Origin of the sequence: Actinomadura kijaniata NBRC 14229 (genome assembly GCF_001552175.1) — a bacterium.
Classification (GTDB): Bacteria; Actinomycetota; Actinomycetes; order Streptosporangiales; family Streptosporangiaceae; genus Spirillospora; species Spirillospora kijaniata.
Genome location: NZ_BCQR01000236.1, coordinates 1 through 14306 on the forward strand (window position 1 = coordinate 1; position 14306 = coordinate 14306).

Here is a 14306-nt window from a genome sequence, read left to right on the forward strand (position 1 = left end):
GGGCGGCGGCGCGGCGCGTGGCGACGCCCCACACGTGGGCGAGCTCGCCGGCGGCCAGCCCGTGCCGCAGCGCCAGCAGCAGCGCCTCCTGGTCGTCGGCGTCCAGGCGGCGGAACGCCGCGTCGGACAGCTCGCGCAGCTCGCCCGGCGGCACCTCGGCGACCGGCGAGAACTCGGCGTCGGTCTCCCAGAACGGCGCGTCCGCGCGGCCGTGCTGGAGCACGCGGCGGCGGGCCGCGCCGTACAGCCAGGCGCGCAGGTCGCGGTGGTCGCGCATCCGGGGGGCGCGGCGGGCGGCGTCGATGAACACGTCGTGCACGATGTCGGCGGCGGACCTCGTCTCCCCCGTCACCGACAGCACGTAGTCGTACAGGCGCCCCGCGTAGGCGTCGTACAGCGCGCCCAGCGCGTCCCCGTCGGCCTCGGTCAGGCCGACGGCCAGCGCGCGGTCGGTCTCCGCGGGATAGGGGCTCCACCTGGGCATCTGCGCTCCCCGAGCCGATCCGGGAGGGACCCGGCGGCTCGTCCGGACAATTCGGTTCACCCTGCATACACCCCTGCGCCCCGTCTGCACCACAGGGTCATCCGAAAACGCCATGAACACTGACCTCGCGGTGAGATCCCGTTAACGCCAGTACAGGAGCTTGGCCGAGCCGGTGAACGTGCCCGGGGCCGCGCCGTACTGGACGAGCTGCACGCGCAGCCGCCGCCCCTCGCCGACCGCGTCGGCGGGCACCGAGTACAGCACCGCCGTGCCGCCGTCCGCGCCGACCGTGAAGTCCATCGGCGGGCCCGCGTCGAACCGGGCGGTGTTCTGGGCGTCGACCTCGACCGTCCGGATCTGGCCGCGCGTCCCGGCGGGCAGCCCGTCCAGGGTCAGGCCGACGGTGAGGCCGTAGCGGGCGGGTCCGTTGAGGATGCTCGGCCCGCCCTCGTCGATGTGCTGGCCGGTGCCGTCGGCGTACTCGCGGTCCCAGAACACCGTGATCCACTCGTGCGGCGGCAGCGCCTGCGGCTTGGCCGTCCCCACCGAGACGTAGTCGGGCAACGGGGATCCCTTCTCAGTCGATCCGGAGCACATCGCGCCCGTCGGGCCTCCCGGCTCCGAACTCCTCCCAAACAACCACACCCTCCGCGCGAACACAAAAGGCCCGCCTCACCGGGCCGCGGGAGGGCTCCCGCAACGGCCCGGAGGCCGGGAAACGAAGACCACCCGCGGATTCCATGTCAGGCGGCAACGAACGGCCTAGGCTGAGCCGACGGAGGGATCCACGTGACCACCCCAGAATTCCGTGCGCGCCTGGAGCAGCACATCACCGACCTCGGTGACGCCCTCGGCGCCGCGCTCAACGACGCCGCCGAGGCGACCGACTTCGCCCTCACCGCGCACGCCGCCCTGGACTCCTGCCTCGACCATGACGACGACGCCGCCTGCCAGGCCCTCGACGGGCTGAGCGCCGAGCAGCTGCGCGCCGTCGAGGACGCCGCGGTCGCGCTGTCCCTGCACGCCTCCCGGCTCCGCCACACCGCGACCCGCCACGACGCGGAGGACCCCGACCCCCCATGACCGGGCCGCCGCCCCGGACGCGGGGGCGGCGGTCAGTCGACCCGGACGACGTCGAGCCCACCGTTCGCGTAGCGACCACGGACGGCCCGCTTGTTGAACTTCCCGCGCTGGTCTTCTCCCAAGCAACCATGCCTCTACCTGGTAGAACGCGAGACCAGCCGATCACGCCACGGCCGTGGCCTCCTCGGCCTTCGCGCATCGCGGACACGAGCACGGCTCCCATACTGGGGCGAGGTCAACCCGCAGCTCCGTGCTTCCCCCGCTCACACGCGACACCGCCACATGCCGAAGCAGCCGGGCCAACATCTCGCGGCGCGCCGTGACCGGCAGCACCCGCCATCTTTCGTAAATCTCCTGCCTCGCCCAGCTCGGCACCGCGTTAATCGGCCTCGCCCTGACGGCGGTCGAGCTGACCGCCAGACATCGGAGATGAACATGGTCCGTCCCCTAGAGGACGGACCATGTTCATCGACAACCCTGCGTGCGCGGGGAGCACCGGGCGGCGGCGTGGAACAGCGCGGGGAGGGTGGGGCCATCCCCGCGTGCGCGGGGAGCACCCTCATTGACCTGCGCTGCTATCCGCAGCGAGCCGCGTTCGTGGGCACTTTCATGCCGGATCAGGCGACCTCGGCGCGGGCCTGCTCCTGCAACAGCTCATCCGTCATCGCCACGATCTTCGGCACGAACTTGCCCTTCCCACAGATCACCCCCGTCGCCTTCTCACCGGGTGCGAGGGTGGTGGAGGCCATCTCCCCCTCATAGGCCGCGAGCGCTTCGCTGCTCTCGTGCTTCTGGCCCTTGGTGTCGGTGATCGAGAAGTACAGCGGGTTGACCGCCAGGTTCTTCTTGCGCTGGTTGGTCACGGTGACCTTCACGCAGGACAAGGCCCCAGCCTCGCCCAGGACCGACTTCTTGGCCGTCGTCTTCTTCGCGGCGAGCTTCACCGTCACAGGCTTCCCGGCCTTGCCGTTGCTGTTGCCGGCGTTCTTGTCGGCGGGCTGGACGGCGACGGGCTCGGTGCCGGTCTCGCATCCCGTCGCGAGGATCAGGGCGGCGACGAGAGTGGCGGGGGCCACTAGGCGTGTGATCACAGGGGCTCCTGATGGTCGGGGCGGGGGGCGGATGAGTGTGACGCGCGACACTCCAGGCATGTTCACGGGCCGTTCGGCAGTTTGTGACCATTTGAAAACTTGACGGTCGCCGGTCGTTCAGACGAACGGCCCGTCCCTCCGCGTGGAGGGGCGGGCCGCCCTTTTGTGCCGACCGTGGTGCGGATGTTGGGGACAGCGCATCACGGGTCGGCACACGTTGGGCCGCGGCCCCGGGGACGCATCACCACCCCGAGGCCGCGGAACGAAAGGGGTGACGGTCAGCCTTCTCCGGGAGCCCGCACCGCCGCCCCGGCTCTACGCCAAGACCACGCTCGGCGCCTGGTCCGGGCTGCGCGACAGCCAGCGCCGCACCGCCCGCGCCGCGTCGACCGGACACGTCACCGGCGCCAGCGCCTCACCCCAGCTCGTGTAGAACCAGCTCCCGCCGCCCACGCTGTCGCGGCAGGTGATGACCGTGCCGGGATGCGACCCGCAGCAGCCCACCACCTTCGGGTTGGAGACGCGCAGCCCGTCGTGCGTCAGCTCGGCCACCAGGCCGCGCGTCGTCAGCTCCCCGGCCAGGGCTTCCAGATCCGTCGTGCTCATCGCGATCCCCTTCGTGGCTGTGGCTGCACGGCCGGTACCGGCGAGGCGCTGCCGGCACCGACCGCGCGGGGCAGGGCGGGCGCGCCGCCCCGTGTGTCGATGCCGTGCCACTGCTCGACCTCGCGCATCGCGGCTTCCAGCCCGTCCGGATGTGCGTGCTCCAGGACCGGCGTGGTCAGGCCGCGGGCGGGCAGCGCCCAGTAGCGCCGGGTCTTCGGGCCCCACCAGACGATCCACGCCGGGTGCGCCTGGTCGAGCTGGAGCGCGACGGCGCGGCACTGGTCATCGGTGAGGCGCCGCCCGAACCACTGCCCGGTCGCGGTCCTGGTCACGGCTTGTCCCACGCGTCGCGGCGGGGGCCGTGCCGGTCGGCGATCCGCTGTTCCAGCGCCTCGACCTCGACGATCATCTCGCGCAGGATGTCGAGGGTCTCGGCCCGGACGGATTCCACGATGCCGCGCGGCCGGTTCCGCTGACCGTCGCCCCCGCGCCGGGCGACCCATGGGATCCACCGGCCATCCCGGGCGATCCTCCGGTCGGGATGATCGGCACACAGCCGCTCCCGCTCTACCCTGCCGCGCTCGTCGTCGTTGGGTACCGTGCCCATAGGTCGGACCTCGATTCCGGCCGAGGCCCCGGAACCCGTGGTGTTCGCGCACCAGGCCGGGGCCGCCTTCGTTTCGGGCGGGCGCGGCCCCACGGTGAACTCGATGGCGGGACCGCCCACACCAGCAGTGAAGCCCCTGCACAAGAGGCAGAGGCAGGGGCACACTGGGGAGCACTTGGGAGCAATCCAGAGCACGGCGACACGTGAGGTGCACACGATGACGCCCGACGAGCGGCGACGTGCGGTTGGCGAACGGCTGCGGGCCGAACGAAGGCGGCGCGGCTGGTTGAAGCCAGAGACGGCGCGGCGACTGCGCGATGCGCTCACCAGCTCCCAACGCCCCGACCTCGACACGCTGATCTCCTACATCAAGCGTTGGGAGGCCGGCCGCTCTGGAATCTCGGAGCGCTACCGCGCCGCATACGCGGCGGCCTACGGCGTCCCCGAGGACATCCTGTTCGACCCGCTCCATTCCCTGGAGAGGAGCGTGCATCCTGCTCGACCCGCCCCAGAGGAGGACGTTGTCGAGCTGGCCGCATGGCTGGAGCAGAGCGATGTGGGTGACGGCATGATCCGTTACCTGGAGACCGCGACCCGCCGCCTCACATTCGACTACGCCCGGCAGCCACCGCTGGAGGTGCTGCAAGAGGCGACCGCGCTCCAGGCGAAGGTCACCAAGATCCTGCGTGGCGGGCGCCAGCGCATCGCCCAGACACAGGCGTTGTTGACCATCTCCGCCGAGCTGTTCGCCGTGATCAACCTGCTCGCCGGAGACGTCGGCCGATACCGTCTCGCCGACGCCTACGGATACGCCGCCTGGACGTGCGCCGACGAAGCCGACTGCGACACCGTTCGCGCTCTGGTGCTGTGCGCCCAGTCCAAGACCGCCCGATGGGAGGGCCGGTACCGCGACGCTGCGGGCCTGGCGCGCCGTGGGTTCGAGCTCGCCCCCGCCACAGCTCGCGGGCGGGTGCTGCTGGCGGTGTCGGAGGCCACGGCCCTCCAGTCGAGCGGCGACATCGAGGCCGCCCATGAAGCGCTCGCCCGCGCCCGGACCGCCGCCGACGCACCAGGGGCCGCCGACCAAACCGCCGACGCCTGGAGCTGCCCGCGCGCCCGGCAGGAGACCTACGCCCTCCAGGTCGGCCTGGGCGCGCGTGACCCGGCTGCCATGCTGCGGTCGGTCCAAGCCGCCGACGACGCGTGGGCTGACGGCGATCAGTGGGTGTATGGGACCTGGGCGCAGGTCCGCATCGGTGCCGCTCTGGCACACGTGATGACCGGCGACGCCGAGGGCGCCGCCGCCGAGCTGAACCCGGTGCTCGATCTCGGGGACGAGTACCGGGTCGTCACGATCATCGGCAGGATGAGCGAGATCGGCCAGCGGCTCCGGCACAGCCGCTACAAGGGGGACCGCCACGCTGCCGATCTACGAGAGAAGATCAGCGTCTTCCAAGCCGGATCACTGGAGCACAAGACCGCCGCTGTTCCGGAGGTGTCGTGAGCCCCCTGCCGACTCATATGTCCGACCACTGGTGGTGGCGACCAGGCGTGCGACCTGGTCGCCGCCTGCTGGTGTGGCACATCCTGCTCGATGACCAGCCTCTCGCCCGCTCCCTGATCCAGGAGTGTCAGAGCAGACTCGCGGGTCTTGACGGCCTGGACCTCGTTCCGGCGCGATGGCTGCACATGACCACACAGATCGTCGGGTTCGCCGATGAGATCTCCGAGGCCGAGGTCGGCGCCATGGCGGATGCGGCGGCAAAGCGGTTGCGTCTGCTCGCCCCGATCACCGTCGAGATCGGCAGGCTGTGGTTCCACAGCGAGGCGGTCATGCTCGGCATCCGCCCGGCCCGCGCGCTCGACCCGGTGCGCGACGCGGTCCGTGAGGCGACCGACGGGGCTGTACGGGTGCACCAGCTCGCCGACGAGCCCGATTGGACACCCCATGTCTCTGTCGCCTACAGCCACGGAGACGGCCCGGCGGCCCCGGTGATTGAGGCGTTTGCGTCTCCGCCGACGACATGCCCGTTCACGGTGCGGGCGGTTCATCTGGTCGCGCAGCAGCGGGTCGGGCGGTTGTACCGGTGGGAACCGGTGGCCACGGCACCCTTGGGGCATTAGTCGTGAATGCGCGTTCTTGCACCGGACGCATCCTTTGACCTTCGCGCGCGGGTGCTGCTTGACGACCTTCCGGTTCGCTGGAAGCAGCGCCACCGACGTCGAACCGTCAGCCGACCCGCATCCGGGGCGCCAGCCGCTGCCGCGCCGAAGGTGCGGCCGCCCAGGAGAGCGCCGTGCGCGATCGCGCAACGAACTCCTGCCGGAGCGCGGGCTGGCCGTACGGCTGTGCCACGGGCGTCTCCTCGGGTCGGAGGTGGTCGACCGTCTGAGACCGCCCTTGACGACGGCTTGGTGTGCGTGGTGAGCCTGATGTGGCCGGCGGGCTACGCGGGTCAGTCGACGCGGATCACGTCGAGCTCACCGTTCGCGTAGCGGCCGCGGACGGCGCGCTTGTTGAACTTCCCGACGCTGGTCTTCGGTACTTCCTCGATGAAGGCCCAGCGTTCGGGGAGCTGCCACTTCGGGACCCGGGCGGCGAGGTACCCCTTGAGCTCGGCGGGGGTCGCGGTCGCCCCCTCGCGGAGGACGACGGAGGCCAGGGGGCGTTCCTGCCAGCGGTCGTCGGGGACGCCGACCACGACGGCCTCGATCACGTCGGGGTGGCCCATGAGGTGGTTCTCCAGCTCGACCGAGGAGATCCACTCGCCGCCGGACTTGATGACGTCCTTGGCGCGGTCGGTCAGCACCAGGTAGCCGTCGGCGGTGAGGGTGCCGACGTCGCCGGTGCGCAGCCAGCCGTCGTGGAAGCGGGCGGGGTCCTCGTCGCGGTGGTAGGCGCCGGTGATCCACGGGCCGCGGATCTCGACCTCGCCGACGGCCTCGCCGTCGCGGGGCAGCACGCGGTCGTCGTCGCCGACGATCCGGATCTCCAGCCCGGCGATGATCCGGCCCTGGGTGACGCGGTACCGCCAGGCGTCCTCGCCGGTCGCGTCGGCGGGCGGGTGCGCGACGGTGGCGAGCGGGGAGGTCTCGGTCATCCCCCACGCCTGGATGATCGGGACGCCGAGCTCGTCGAAGGCGCGCATCAGCGACTCGGGGACGGCCGAGCCGCCGCACTTGACCAGCCGCAGGCTCGACAGGTCGCCGCCGTGTTCGCCGTGGTGGCGCAGCAGGTCGGCCCAGATGGTGGGGACGGCCCCGGCGACGGTGGGGCGTTCGGCCGCGATGAGCCGGGCCAGCGGCTCGGCCTGGAGGAAGCGGTCGGGCATGACCAGCGAGGCGCCGGCCATGAGCGCGGCGTAGGGCAGGCCCCAGGCGTTGGCGTGGAACATCGGCACGACCGGCAGCACGCGGTCGCGGGCGTCCAGGCCGGCGGAGTTGCCGGTGCAGACGACCATCGAGTGCAGGTAGGCCGAGCGGTGCGAGTAGACGACGCCCTTGGGGTTGCCGGTGGTGCCGCTGGTGTAGCACATGGCGGCGGCCTGGCGTTCGTCGATGTCGGGCCAGTCGAAGGCGGGCGGCGCGGCGGCGAGCAGCGTCTCGTAGTCGTGGAGTCGCTTGCCCGCGCCCGCCAGGGGCGCGGTGTCGCCCTCGCCGACGACGATCACGTGCCGCACGGTCTTCATGCGGGGCAGGACCGGGGCCAGCAGCGGGATCAGGGAGGCGTCGGCGATGACGACGTCGTCCTCGGCGTGGTCGGCGATGTAGGCGATCTGGTCGGCGGCCAGGCGGAGGTTGAGGGTGTGCAGCACCGCGCCCATGGAGGGGACGGCGAGGTAGGCCTCCAGGTGCTCGGCGTTGTTCCACATGAACGTCGCCACGCGCTGGTCGGCGTCCACCCCCAGGCCGCGCAGGGCGCCCGCCAGGCGCGCGACGCGTTCGCCGACCTCGGCGTAACTCCGGCGTCGCGGCTCACCGCCGGTCCAGGTGACGACCTCGGCCGACCGTCCGAAGATCTCCGTCCCGTACCGCATGATCGACGTGATGGTGAGGGGGAAGTCCTGCATCGTGCTCCACACGGCGCACCTCCGGCTCGGCGGACCTTGAACCGGATTCTGTCCGTTACGCGGGTTTTTGTCAGCACCCCGGGCCGGCGGGCGGCCGCGCGCTTTCGCGATCATCAATGGCTCGCCGGGGAGAACGTGAGCAATCCACGCGTTTATGTCCCGCTACTTCGGCCCCTTCCGGCAATGGTCCGTCCCGGCGCGTCCCGACGGTGGGGGAAAGGGGGCCGATCAGCGTTCGGGGAGTTGTGGAGGGATCTTGAAATCGGTGCCCAGGCCCGTGTCCTCGCGCAGTTTCGCCATCGCCCGGGACACCGTGCTCTTCACCGTTCCGACGCTGATGCCGAGGGCCTCGGCGATCTCGGCCTCGGGCATGTCCTCGTAATAGCGCAGGATCACCGCGAGGCGCTGGCGCTCGGGGAGGCGGCGCAGGGCGCGGCGGAGGGCGTCGTGCAGCTCGCTGCGGCGGGTGTGGTCGTCGACGGGGCTGTCGGGCAGCTCGTCGGTCGGGTAGATCTCCAGCTTGCGGCGGCGCCACCAGGAGATCTGGGTGTTGACCATGGCGCGGCGCACGTAGCCGTCCATGGCGGCGCGGTCCTGGATGCGGTCCCAGGCCAGGTAGGTCTTGGCGAGAGCGGCCTGGAGCAGGTCCTCGGCGTCGGCGCGGTCACCGGTCAGCTGGAGCGCGGTGCGCATCAGCACGCGTTCGCGGGCCGTGACATACTCACGGAACTCCTCATGCCGCGTGTTGTTCAAGAGACCACCGAGCCAGGGGTTCCGGGGCCCCCGCGGAGCCATGCCGTTGTGACCGACGTGGGAGGCCGTCACGGCCCTCTCCACGTTTGACGATCGCACGGAGATCGTAATTTCGGGTCAACATAAAAGGCATTTTAGCGTCAACCGGGAGAGAAGAAATATACCGAGTGACACAAACCTCTACCCCGTTCTGACTTATCGCGACAAATCCGTCGACAGACGTGTGACCGCGCGTGACTCTTGACTCACTGTCCTCACACCAGTGACCCACGGGTGAAGAGTCGAGCCGGAGGGCCGCCGATGCCGCCAGTCCGTGACCGGGAAGCGCGCCGCCGTCGTCGGCGGGCGGTGCTGGAGGCGCCCGCGCCCGGCGGTGTCCCGGAGGGGGCGCGTCCGCCGCTGCGGGTGCTGGCCGGAACGGTTCTGGACGCCAGCCCGCATCTGCTGGTGCTGCGCACGGCCGCCGGGGAGACCCGGGTGCCGATGACCGACGCCACCCGGATCTGGCGCGGCGGGAGCGGGGGCCTCGCCGCGCTGCGTCCGGGGCGCCGGGTGGTCGTGCGGGCCGGGGGCGACGGGCCGGCGGCCGACCGGGTGTGGGTCGACATCGGCCGGGTGACCGGCACCGTCCTGATGCGCGGGAGGGACACCGTGGAGGTGGACATGGGCCCGCATCGGGGACGCGCCCATGTGGTGATCCCCCCGCGCGTCCTCGGCCGGGTGCTGGTGCGCCATCCCCGGCTGGAGCCGGGCTACCTGATCGACGTGGTGTGCGTGACGTCGCCGGACGGGCCGGTGGCGGTGACGCCGGGCACGTCGCAGCCGGGCTACCGGGCCGACCGCCCCGCCGCCGCCGACCCGTACCAGGCGCCGCCCGACCCGGTCCGGGGCACGGCCACCTGGTTCGGCGGCGTGGGGGCGTCGCGGGACGTGTTCGGGCTGGCGTACCCGGCGGTGGACGGCGAGGGGCACGCGGGCGGCTGCGTCGACGCTCCGGCGGGGTGCGCGGTGCTGCCCTGGCTGTCGCTGGGCAGCGAGGTCGTCGTCCACAACGAGTGCGGGGAGCGGGCCGCCGTGGTGCCGGTGGTCGAGTGCGGATGCGTCGCGGCGCGGTACTGCGACCGGTGCGTGGAGTGCGGGACCTCGCCCCGGGGGCGGATCGTCGAGCTGACGGCCGTCGCGTTCGCGGGGCTGGGCGGGGACCTGGCGGCGGGGTGTTTCAACGTGGCCGTCCATCACGGAGTGCGGAACGAGGAGGGGTCGCCATGGTGACCGCGTTCCAGAACGCGCAGGTGCTGCTGCTGGCGGCGGTGCTGCTGGCGGCGTGCCTGGCCAAGCTGGCGGTGCGCGAGCCGGCCGCGGCGGGCGGCACCACGCACGTGCACGGAGTTCCCCTGCGGGTGACGGCGCTGCGGCGGCGCCGGAGCGCGGCGGTCGGGGTGGCCGTCGCCGAGGGGGTGCTGGGGCTGGCGCTGCTGGTGACCTCGCACCTGTCGGTGCGGGTGGCGACGGCGGTGGCGTTCGCGGTGGCGACCTGGGCGTTGAGCGAGATGCGCACGCACCGGCCGGACGCGGGCTGCGGCTGCTTCGGGGGGCTCAGCGACAAGCGGGTCGGGCGGCGCAGCGTGGCGCGGGCGATGCTGTTCACCGGCGCGGCGATCGCGGCGCTCAGCGCGCCGCTGGCGGGGATGGACGTGCTGCGGGCGGGGACGGCGCGGGTCGGGCTGGTGGTGACGGTCGAGCTGGCGCTGTTCGCGGCGCTGTCGCCGGAGCTGGGGACGCTGGTGCGGCGGCTGCTCGGGCGGCAGGGCGGGCGGCCCCGGGTGCCGTGCGCGCGGCGGCGCGGCACCCTCGGCGAGACGTACGCGACGCTGCACGACAGCGACGTGTGGGCCGCCTACGAGAACCTCGTGATGAGCGCGGTCCCGCTGGACGTGTGGCGGGAGGGCTGCTGGCGGTTCCTGGTGTACCCGGCGCGCTTCGGGGAGCGCGAGGTGGAGATCGTCTTCGCGGTGTCCACGGCGGAGCGCGACCGGGTGGTGCGCTCGGCGGTGCTGGAACCGGAGGGCACGGCGGGCGCGGGGCTCTCCAGGGGCCTCCAGTCATGATCATAGAGGCCGGTGGAGAAGGCCGGTCGGCGCTCCCCTCCTCGTTCGCCCGTTACGGTACGTGATGTGCCGAACGAATATCTCGCTCATGTCCTGGACCTGTTGGAAGAGCAGTCCCTTCGCCGCAAGCACGTGGACTGGACGGCACTGCGCGCCGAGGCGCTCGCGCGGACCGAGGGCGCGTCGTCGCCCGCCGAGGTGTACGGGGAGATCCAGCGCGCGGTGCGGGCGCTCGGCGACCCGCACACCTTCTTCCTGACGCCGGAGGCGGTGCGGGAGGCGTTCGGCGACGGCGAGGGCGGGGAGGGCGGCGGCGCGGCGTCGGGGACGATGCCGACCGGGAAGATCGTCGAGGGGCGGTTCGCGCTCGTGGCGCTGCCGGAGTCGTCCGGGGACGAGGCCGAGGACGAGCGCTACGTCGGCACCGGCGTGGCGCTGCTGCGCGAGCTGGACGCGGCCCGGCCCGCCGGGTGGATCGTCGACCTGCGCGGCAACACCGGGGGCGGCATGTACGCACCGCTCACCGTGCTCGCGCCGCTGCTCGGCGAGGGGCGGATCGGGGCGTTCGTCAACGCCGACGGCGAGGAGGAGGGCGTCTGGTCGCAGCGCGACGGCCGGATCTTCGTGGACGACGAGACGCTGCCCATCCCCGCCAACCCGCTGGCGCTCGCCGACCCGGACGCGCCCGTCGCGGTGCTGACCGACGGGGACACGATGAGCGCGGCGGAGGCCGTGGTGATCGCGTTGCGGGGGCGGCCGGGGACGCGGACGTTCGGCGCGCCGACCGGCGGGGTGCCCACCGGGAACGTCGCGATCGACCTGGCGGACGGCGCGATGCTCGTGCTGACCGTGGCGCGGGAGGCGGACCGGACCGGGCACGCCTACCCGGCCGCGCCGATCGAACCGGACGAGCCCGCCGAGGACGCCCTCGCGGCGGCGGTGGTCTGGCTGTCGAGCCTTCGATGATCTTTTATACGGTTGTCTAGGGCGTGCGCTAGAGAGGGCTAGATTCTCGTAGCGCACGCCGGAGAAGCGGGCGGCCCGCACCGATGCGGCCTTATACGGGTCTCTAGCGCACGCGCTAGAGACCGTTAGAGAGTCCTCACACCGGCTGGGCCCGCAGGAACCGGCCGAAGTGGGGGACGGTGAACGCCACCACGCCGCGTTCGGCGCTGTAGATGAGCCCCTTCTTGATCAGGCCGTCGCGGGCGGGTGACAGGCTGGAGGGCTTGCGGCCCAGCTCCTCGGCGACGGCGGAGGTGGGGACGGGGTCGTCGCCGAGCGTGGCCATCGCGCGCATGTAGTCGCGTTCGGCGGGGGTGGCGCGCTCGTAGCGGCTGCCGAAGAAGCCGACCGCCAGCTCGCTCTCGGCCTCGGGGGCGGCGACCCGGATGTCGTCGGCGGTGATCGGTGAGTCGGGGGCGACGTCCCACACGACCTTCGCGTACGCCTGCACGAAGTAGGGGTAGCCGTCGGCCGCGCCGTAGAGCGCGTCCAGGGCCTCGGGGGTGAACGTCACGCCCTCGCGCTCGGCGGGCGCCAGCAGGGCGATGTCGGCGGACTCGCGGTCCAGGCGGTCGATGCGGGCGTAGCGGAACAGGCGTTCGGAGTAGGACTTGCTCGCCGACAGCACGGCGGGCAGGTGCGGCAGTCCCGCGCCCACCACGATCAGCGGCCCGCCGCTCTGCGACAGCTCGTGGCAGGCCGCGCACAGCGCCGACACGTCGTCGGCGGGGATGTCCTGCATCTCGTCCACGAACAGCGCGATGCCCGCGCCGACGTCGGTGGCGACCTCGGCGGCGTCCACGAACAGCTCGGTCAGGTCGATCTCCAGGTCCCCGGAGTCGGCGCGGCCGCGCGTGGCGGGCACGTCGATGCCCGGCTGCCAGCGGTGCGCGCGGGCCCGTCCCTTGGCCTCGTCCTCGGGGCCGGACTGGGCGAACGACTTCAGCACGCCGAGGAACCGTTCGATCCGGTCGGGCGCGCGGTGCCGGGGGGCCAGCTCGCGGACCGCCATGTGCAGCGCCGAGGCGATCGGGCGGCGGATCGACTGCTCCGGCCGGGCCTCGATCTTGCCGGTGCCCCACAGCTTCTGGATCGCCATCGAGCGGAACGAGTTCAGCAGCACGGTCTTGCCGACGCCGCGCAGCCCGGTGATGATCATGCTGCGCTCGGGGCGGCCGCGGGCGACGCGTTCCAGCACGACCTCGAACTGCCGCAGCTCGCGGTCGCGGCCGGCGAGTTCCGGGGGGCGCTGCCCGGCGCCCGGGGCGTAGGGGTTGCGCACGGGGTCCACGGTCTCGGACTCTATGAGGCGGTATAGCTGCGGTCGTAGATTTCCGTAGAAAGCACTGTGGCGTGTCGCGGCCACGCGCCTGCCCCCGCAGCGCGAGGCCGTTCCCTCCAGCGTGGCCACCATGTCGCCTCCCCAGGCGAACGTGCCGGGACCGGCCCGAACAAGCCAGTCGAACTGCTGTTCGACTGTTCGAACACAGTAGCGCATGGGGTCCCGGCCGTCACCCCAAACCCCGGCAACTCCTCGGACACGAAAAGGCCACGGACCGCGCTCCCCCCAGTGCGCGGCCCGTGGCGGTCCGGAACGGAACAACCGCAGGTCAGGAGGTTTCGAGGGCGTAGCGTCCGGCCTTCAGCGCCGCGGCGACCTCGACGGCCCGGGTGGTCTGGAACCCGATCGCGGCCAGCTCGACCTCGCCCGGCCCGACCTCGCCGTTGTTCGAGACGTGACTGGTGCCGTACGGGTTGCCCATCTGGAACTGGACCGGGTCGGCGTAACCGGGCGGCACGATGATCGCGCCCCAGTGATAGAAGGTGTTGTTGATCGCCAGGATGGTGGACTCCTGGCCACCGTGCGCGGTGGCGGTGGAGGTGAACGAGCTGACGACCTTGTCCACCAGCTTACCCCTCGCCCACAGGCCGCCGGCGGTGTCGATGAACTGCTTGAGCTGGGCGGCGGGCAGACCGAAGCGGGTCGGCGCGCCGAACAGGATCACATCGGCCCACTCCAGGTCGTCCAGGGACGCCTCGACGACGTGCTGGGTGGCCGCGGCGTTCTCGGCCCAGCCCTGGTTGGAGGCGATGGCCTCGTCCGGGGCCAGCTCCCGGACCCTGCGCAGCCGCACCTCGGCGCCCGCCTTCTCGGCGGCGGTGGCGGCGGCCTTGGCGAGGGCGAAGACCGTTCCGGTGGCGGAGTAGTAGACGACGGCGACGCGGACCGGACGCTCGACGGACATGACGTTTCCCCCGTGGCGGTGGTGTGCGGTGTGGTGGAGGTCCATGGGCGCGGGGCGGCCGCGCCCGAGGGGGTCTGGATCAGTTGACGGCGGTGTCGGCGCTGGTCCGGTGCGGCACCTGCTGCGCCGGGACCGTTCCCATCCGGCCCGCCTGGAAGTCCTCGAAGGCCTGGATGATCTCCTCGCGGGTGTTCATCACGAACGGGCCGTAGCGGGCGACCGGCTCCCGGATCGGCAGCCCGCCCAGGACCAG

Annotated in this window: 18 protein-coding genes; 6 read left to right on the forward strand and 12 right to left on the reverse strand. The window is 72.2% G+C overall.

Annotated features, from left to right (window positions below; all coding sequences use genetic code 11):
• Positions 1–484: RNA polymerase sigma factor (locus AKI01S_RS45235; protein WP_169814122.1), on the reverse strand; the 484-nt coding region annotated here is incomplete at its 3' end.
• Between the two features lie 141 nt (positions 485–625).
• Positions 626–1048, reverse strand: a complete 423-nt coding sequence (locus AKI01S_RS45240) for a hypothetical protein (RefSeq protein WP_067832442.1) — start codon at positions 1046–1048, stop codon at positions 626–628.
• Positions 1049–1273: 225 nt separating this feature from the next.
• Here AKI01S_RS45240 and AKI01S_RS45245 point away from each other — a divergent pair, with 225 nt between their 5' ends.
• Positions 1274–1567 (forward strand): hypothetical protein, encoded by a 294-nt coding sequence (locus AKI01S_RS45245; RefSeq protein WP_067832444.1) that lies wholly within the window; start codon positions 1274–1276, stop codon positions 1565–1567.
• Positions 1568–2184: 617 nt separating this feature from the next.
• Here the strand turns inward: AKI01S_RS45245 and AKI01S_RS45250 are convergent.
• From AKI01S_RS45250 to AKI01S_RS45265, 4 genes are all read right to left on the reverse strand, one after another.
• A complete protein-coding gene (locus tag AKI01S_RS45250) occupies positions 2185–2658 on the reverse strand; it encodes a DUF4352 domain-containing protein (RefSeq protein ID WP_169814123.1) in 474 nt (157 codons plus the stop codon).
• Between the two features lie 315 nt (positions 2659–2973).
• A complete protein-coding gene (locus AKI01S_RS45255) occupies positions 2974–3264 on the reverse strand; it encodes a hypothetical protein (protein ID WP_067832448.1) in 291 nt (96 codons plus the stop codon).
• Entirely contained in the window at positions 3261–3596 is a 336-nt protein-coding gene (locus AKI01S_RS45260) for a hypothetical protein (RefSeq protein ID WP_067832450.1), read from the reverse strand. The genes AKI01S_RS45255 and AKI01S_RS45260 overlap by 4 nt, the downstream gene beginning before the upstream one ends.
• Positions 3593–3991, reverse strand: coding sequence for a hypothetical protein (locus tag AKI01S_RS45265; protein ID WP_169814124.1), 399 nt, complete (start codon positions 3989–3991; stop codon positions 3593–3595). Before AKI01S_RS45265 ends, AKI01S_RS45260 begins: the two co-directional genes overlap by 4 nt.
• A gap of 97 nt (positions 3992–4088) precedes the next feature.
• Here AKI01S_RS45265 and AKI01S_RS45270 point away from each other — a divergent pair, with 97 nt between their 5' ends.
• Together AKI01S_RS45270 and AKI01S_RS45275 are read left to right on the forward strand one after the other, a co-directional pair.
• Positions 4089–5375, forward strand: coding sequence for an NsdA family TPR-like regulatory protein (locus AKI01S_RS45270; protein WP_169814125.1), 1287 nt, complete (start codon positions 4089–4091; stop codon positions 5373–5375).
• Between the two features lie 17 nt (positions 5376–5392).
• Positions 5393–5995 carry a 2'-5' RNA ligase family protein gene (locus AKI01S_RS45275; RefSeq protein WP_067832465.1) on the forward strand — a complete coding sequence of 201 codons (603 nt, stop codon included), beginning with the start codon at positions 5393–5395 and terminating at the stop codon, positions 5993–5995.
• A 106-nt stretch (positions 5996–6101) separates the two neighbouring features.
• Here the strand turns inward: AKI01S_RS45275 and AKI01S_RS54500 are convergent, their stop codons facing one another.
• The 3 genes from AKI01S_RS54500 to AKI01S_RS45285 all read right to left on the reverse strand — a co-directional run bounded on the left by AKI01S_RS54500 (position 6102) and on the right by AKI01S_RS45285 (position 8736).
• Positions 6102–6227: a hypothetical protein gene (locus tag AKI01S_RS54500; protein ID WP_281186212.1), complete on the reverse strand. Its 126-nt coding sequence runs from the start codon at positions 6225–6227 to the stop codon at positions 6102–6104.
• Between the two features lie 100 nt (positions 6228–6327).
• Complete coding sequence (locus tag AKI01S_RS45280) at positions 6328–7953, reverse strand: long-chain fatty acid--CoA ligase (protein ID WP_157420606.1); 1626 nt, start codon at positions 7951–7953, stop codon at positions 6328–6330.
• A 216-nt stretch (positions 7954–8169) separates the two neighbouring features.
• A complete protein-coding gene (locus AKI01S_RS45285) occupies positions 8170–8736 on the reverse strand; it encodes a SigE family RNA polymerase sigma factor (RefSeq protein WP_067832467.1) in 567 nt (188 codons plus the stop codon).
• Between the two features lie 258 nt (positions 8737–8994).
• On the opposite strand from AKI01S_RS45285, the gene AKI01S_RS45290 reads away from it, so the two are divergent.
• The 3 genes from AKI01S_RS45290 to AKI01S_RS45300 all read left to right on the forward strand — a co-directional run bounded on the left by AKI01S_RS45290 (position 8995) and on the right by AKI01S_RS45300 (position 11768).
• On the forward strand, positions 8995–9966 hold the full coding sequence (locus AKI01S_RS45290; RefSeq protein ID WP_067832457.1) for a hypothetical protein: 972 nt from the start codon (positions 8995–8997) through the stop codon (positions 9964–9966).
• Positions 9960–10802, forward strand: coding sequence for a MauE/DoxX family redox-associated membrane protein (locus tag AKI01S_RS45295; RefSeq protein WP_067832459.1), 843 nt, complete (start codon positions 9960–9962; stop codon positions 10800–10802). Before AKI01S_RS45290 ends, AKI01S_RS45295 begins: the two co-directional genes overlap by 7 nt.
• Before the next feature lie 66 nt (positions 10803–10868).
• Complete coding sequence (locus tag AKI01S_RS45300) at positions 10869–11768, forward strand: S41 family peptidase (protein ID WP_157420607.1); 900 nt, start codon at positions 10869–10871, stop codon at positions 11766–11768.
• Positions 11769–11904: 136 nt separating this feature from the next.
• On the opposite strand, the gene AKI01S_RS45305 is transcribed toward AKI01S_RS45300, so the two are convergent.
• The 3 genes from AKI01S_RS45305 to AKI01S_RS54505 all read right to left on the reverse strand — a co-directional run bounded on the left by AKI01S_RS45305 (position 11905) and on the right by AKI01S_RS54505 (position 14306).
• On the reverse strand, positions 11905–13089 hold the full coding sequence (locus tag AKI01S_RS45305) for a DUF8462 domain-containing protein (RefSeq protein ID WP_439951710.1): 1185 nt from the start codon (positions 13087–13089) through the stop codon (positions 11905–11907).
• Positions 13090–13417: 328 nt separating this feature from the next.
• A complete protein-coding gene (gene wrbA, locus AKI01S_RS45310; protein ID WP_067832468.1) occupies positions 13418–14053 on the reverse strand; it encodes an NAD(P)H:quinone oxidoreductase in 636 nt (211 codons plus the stop codon).
• A 79-nt stretch (positions 14054–14132) separates the two neighbouring features.
• Positions 14133–14306, reverse strand: coding sequence for a pirin-like C-terminal cupin domain-containing protein (locus AKI01S_RS54505; RefSeq protein ID WP_439951711.1), 174 nt, complete (start codon positions 14304–14306; stop codon positions 14133–14135).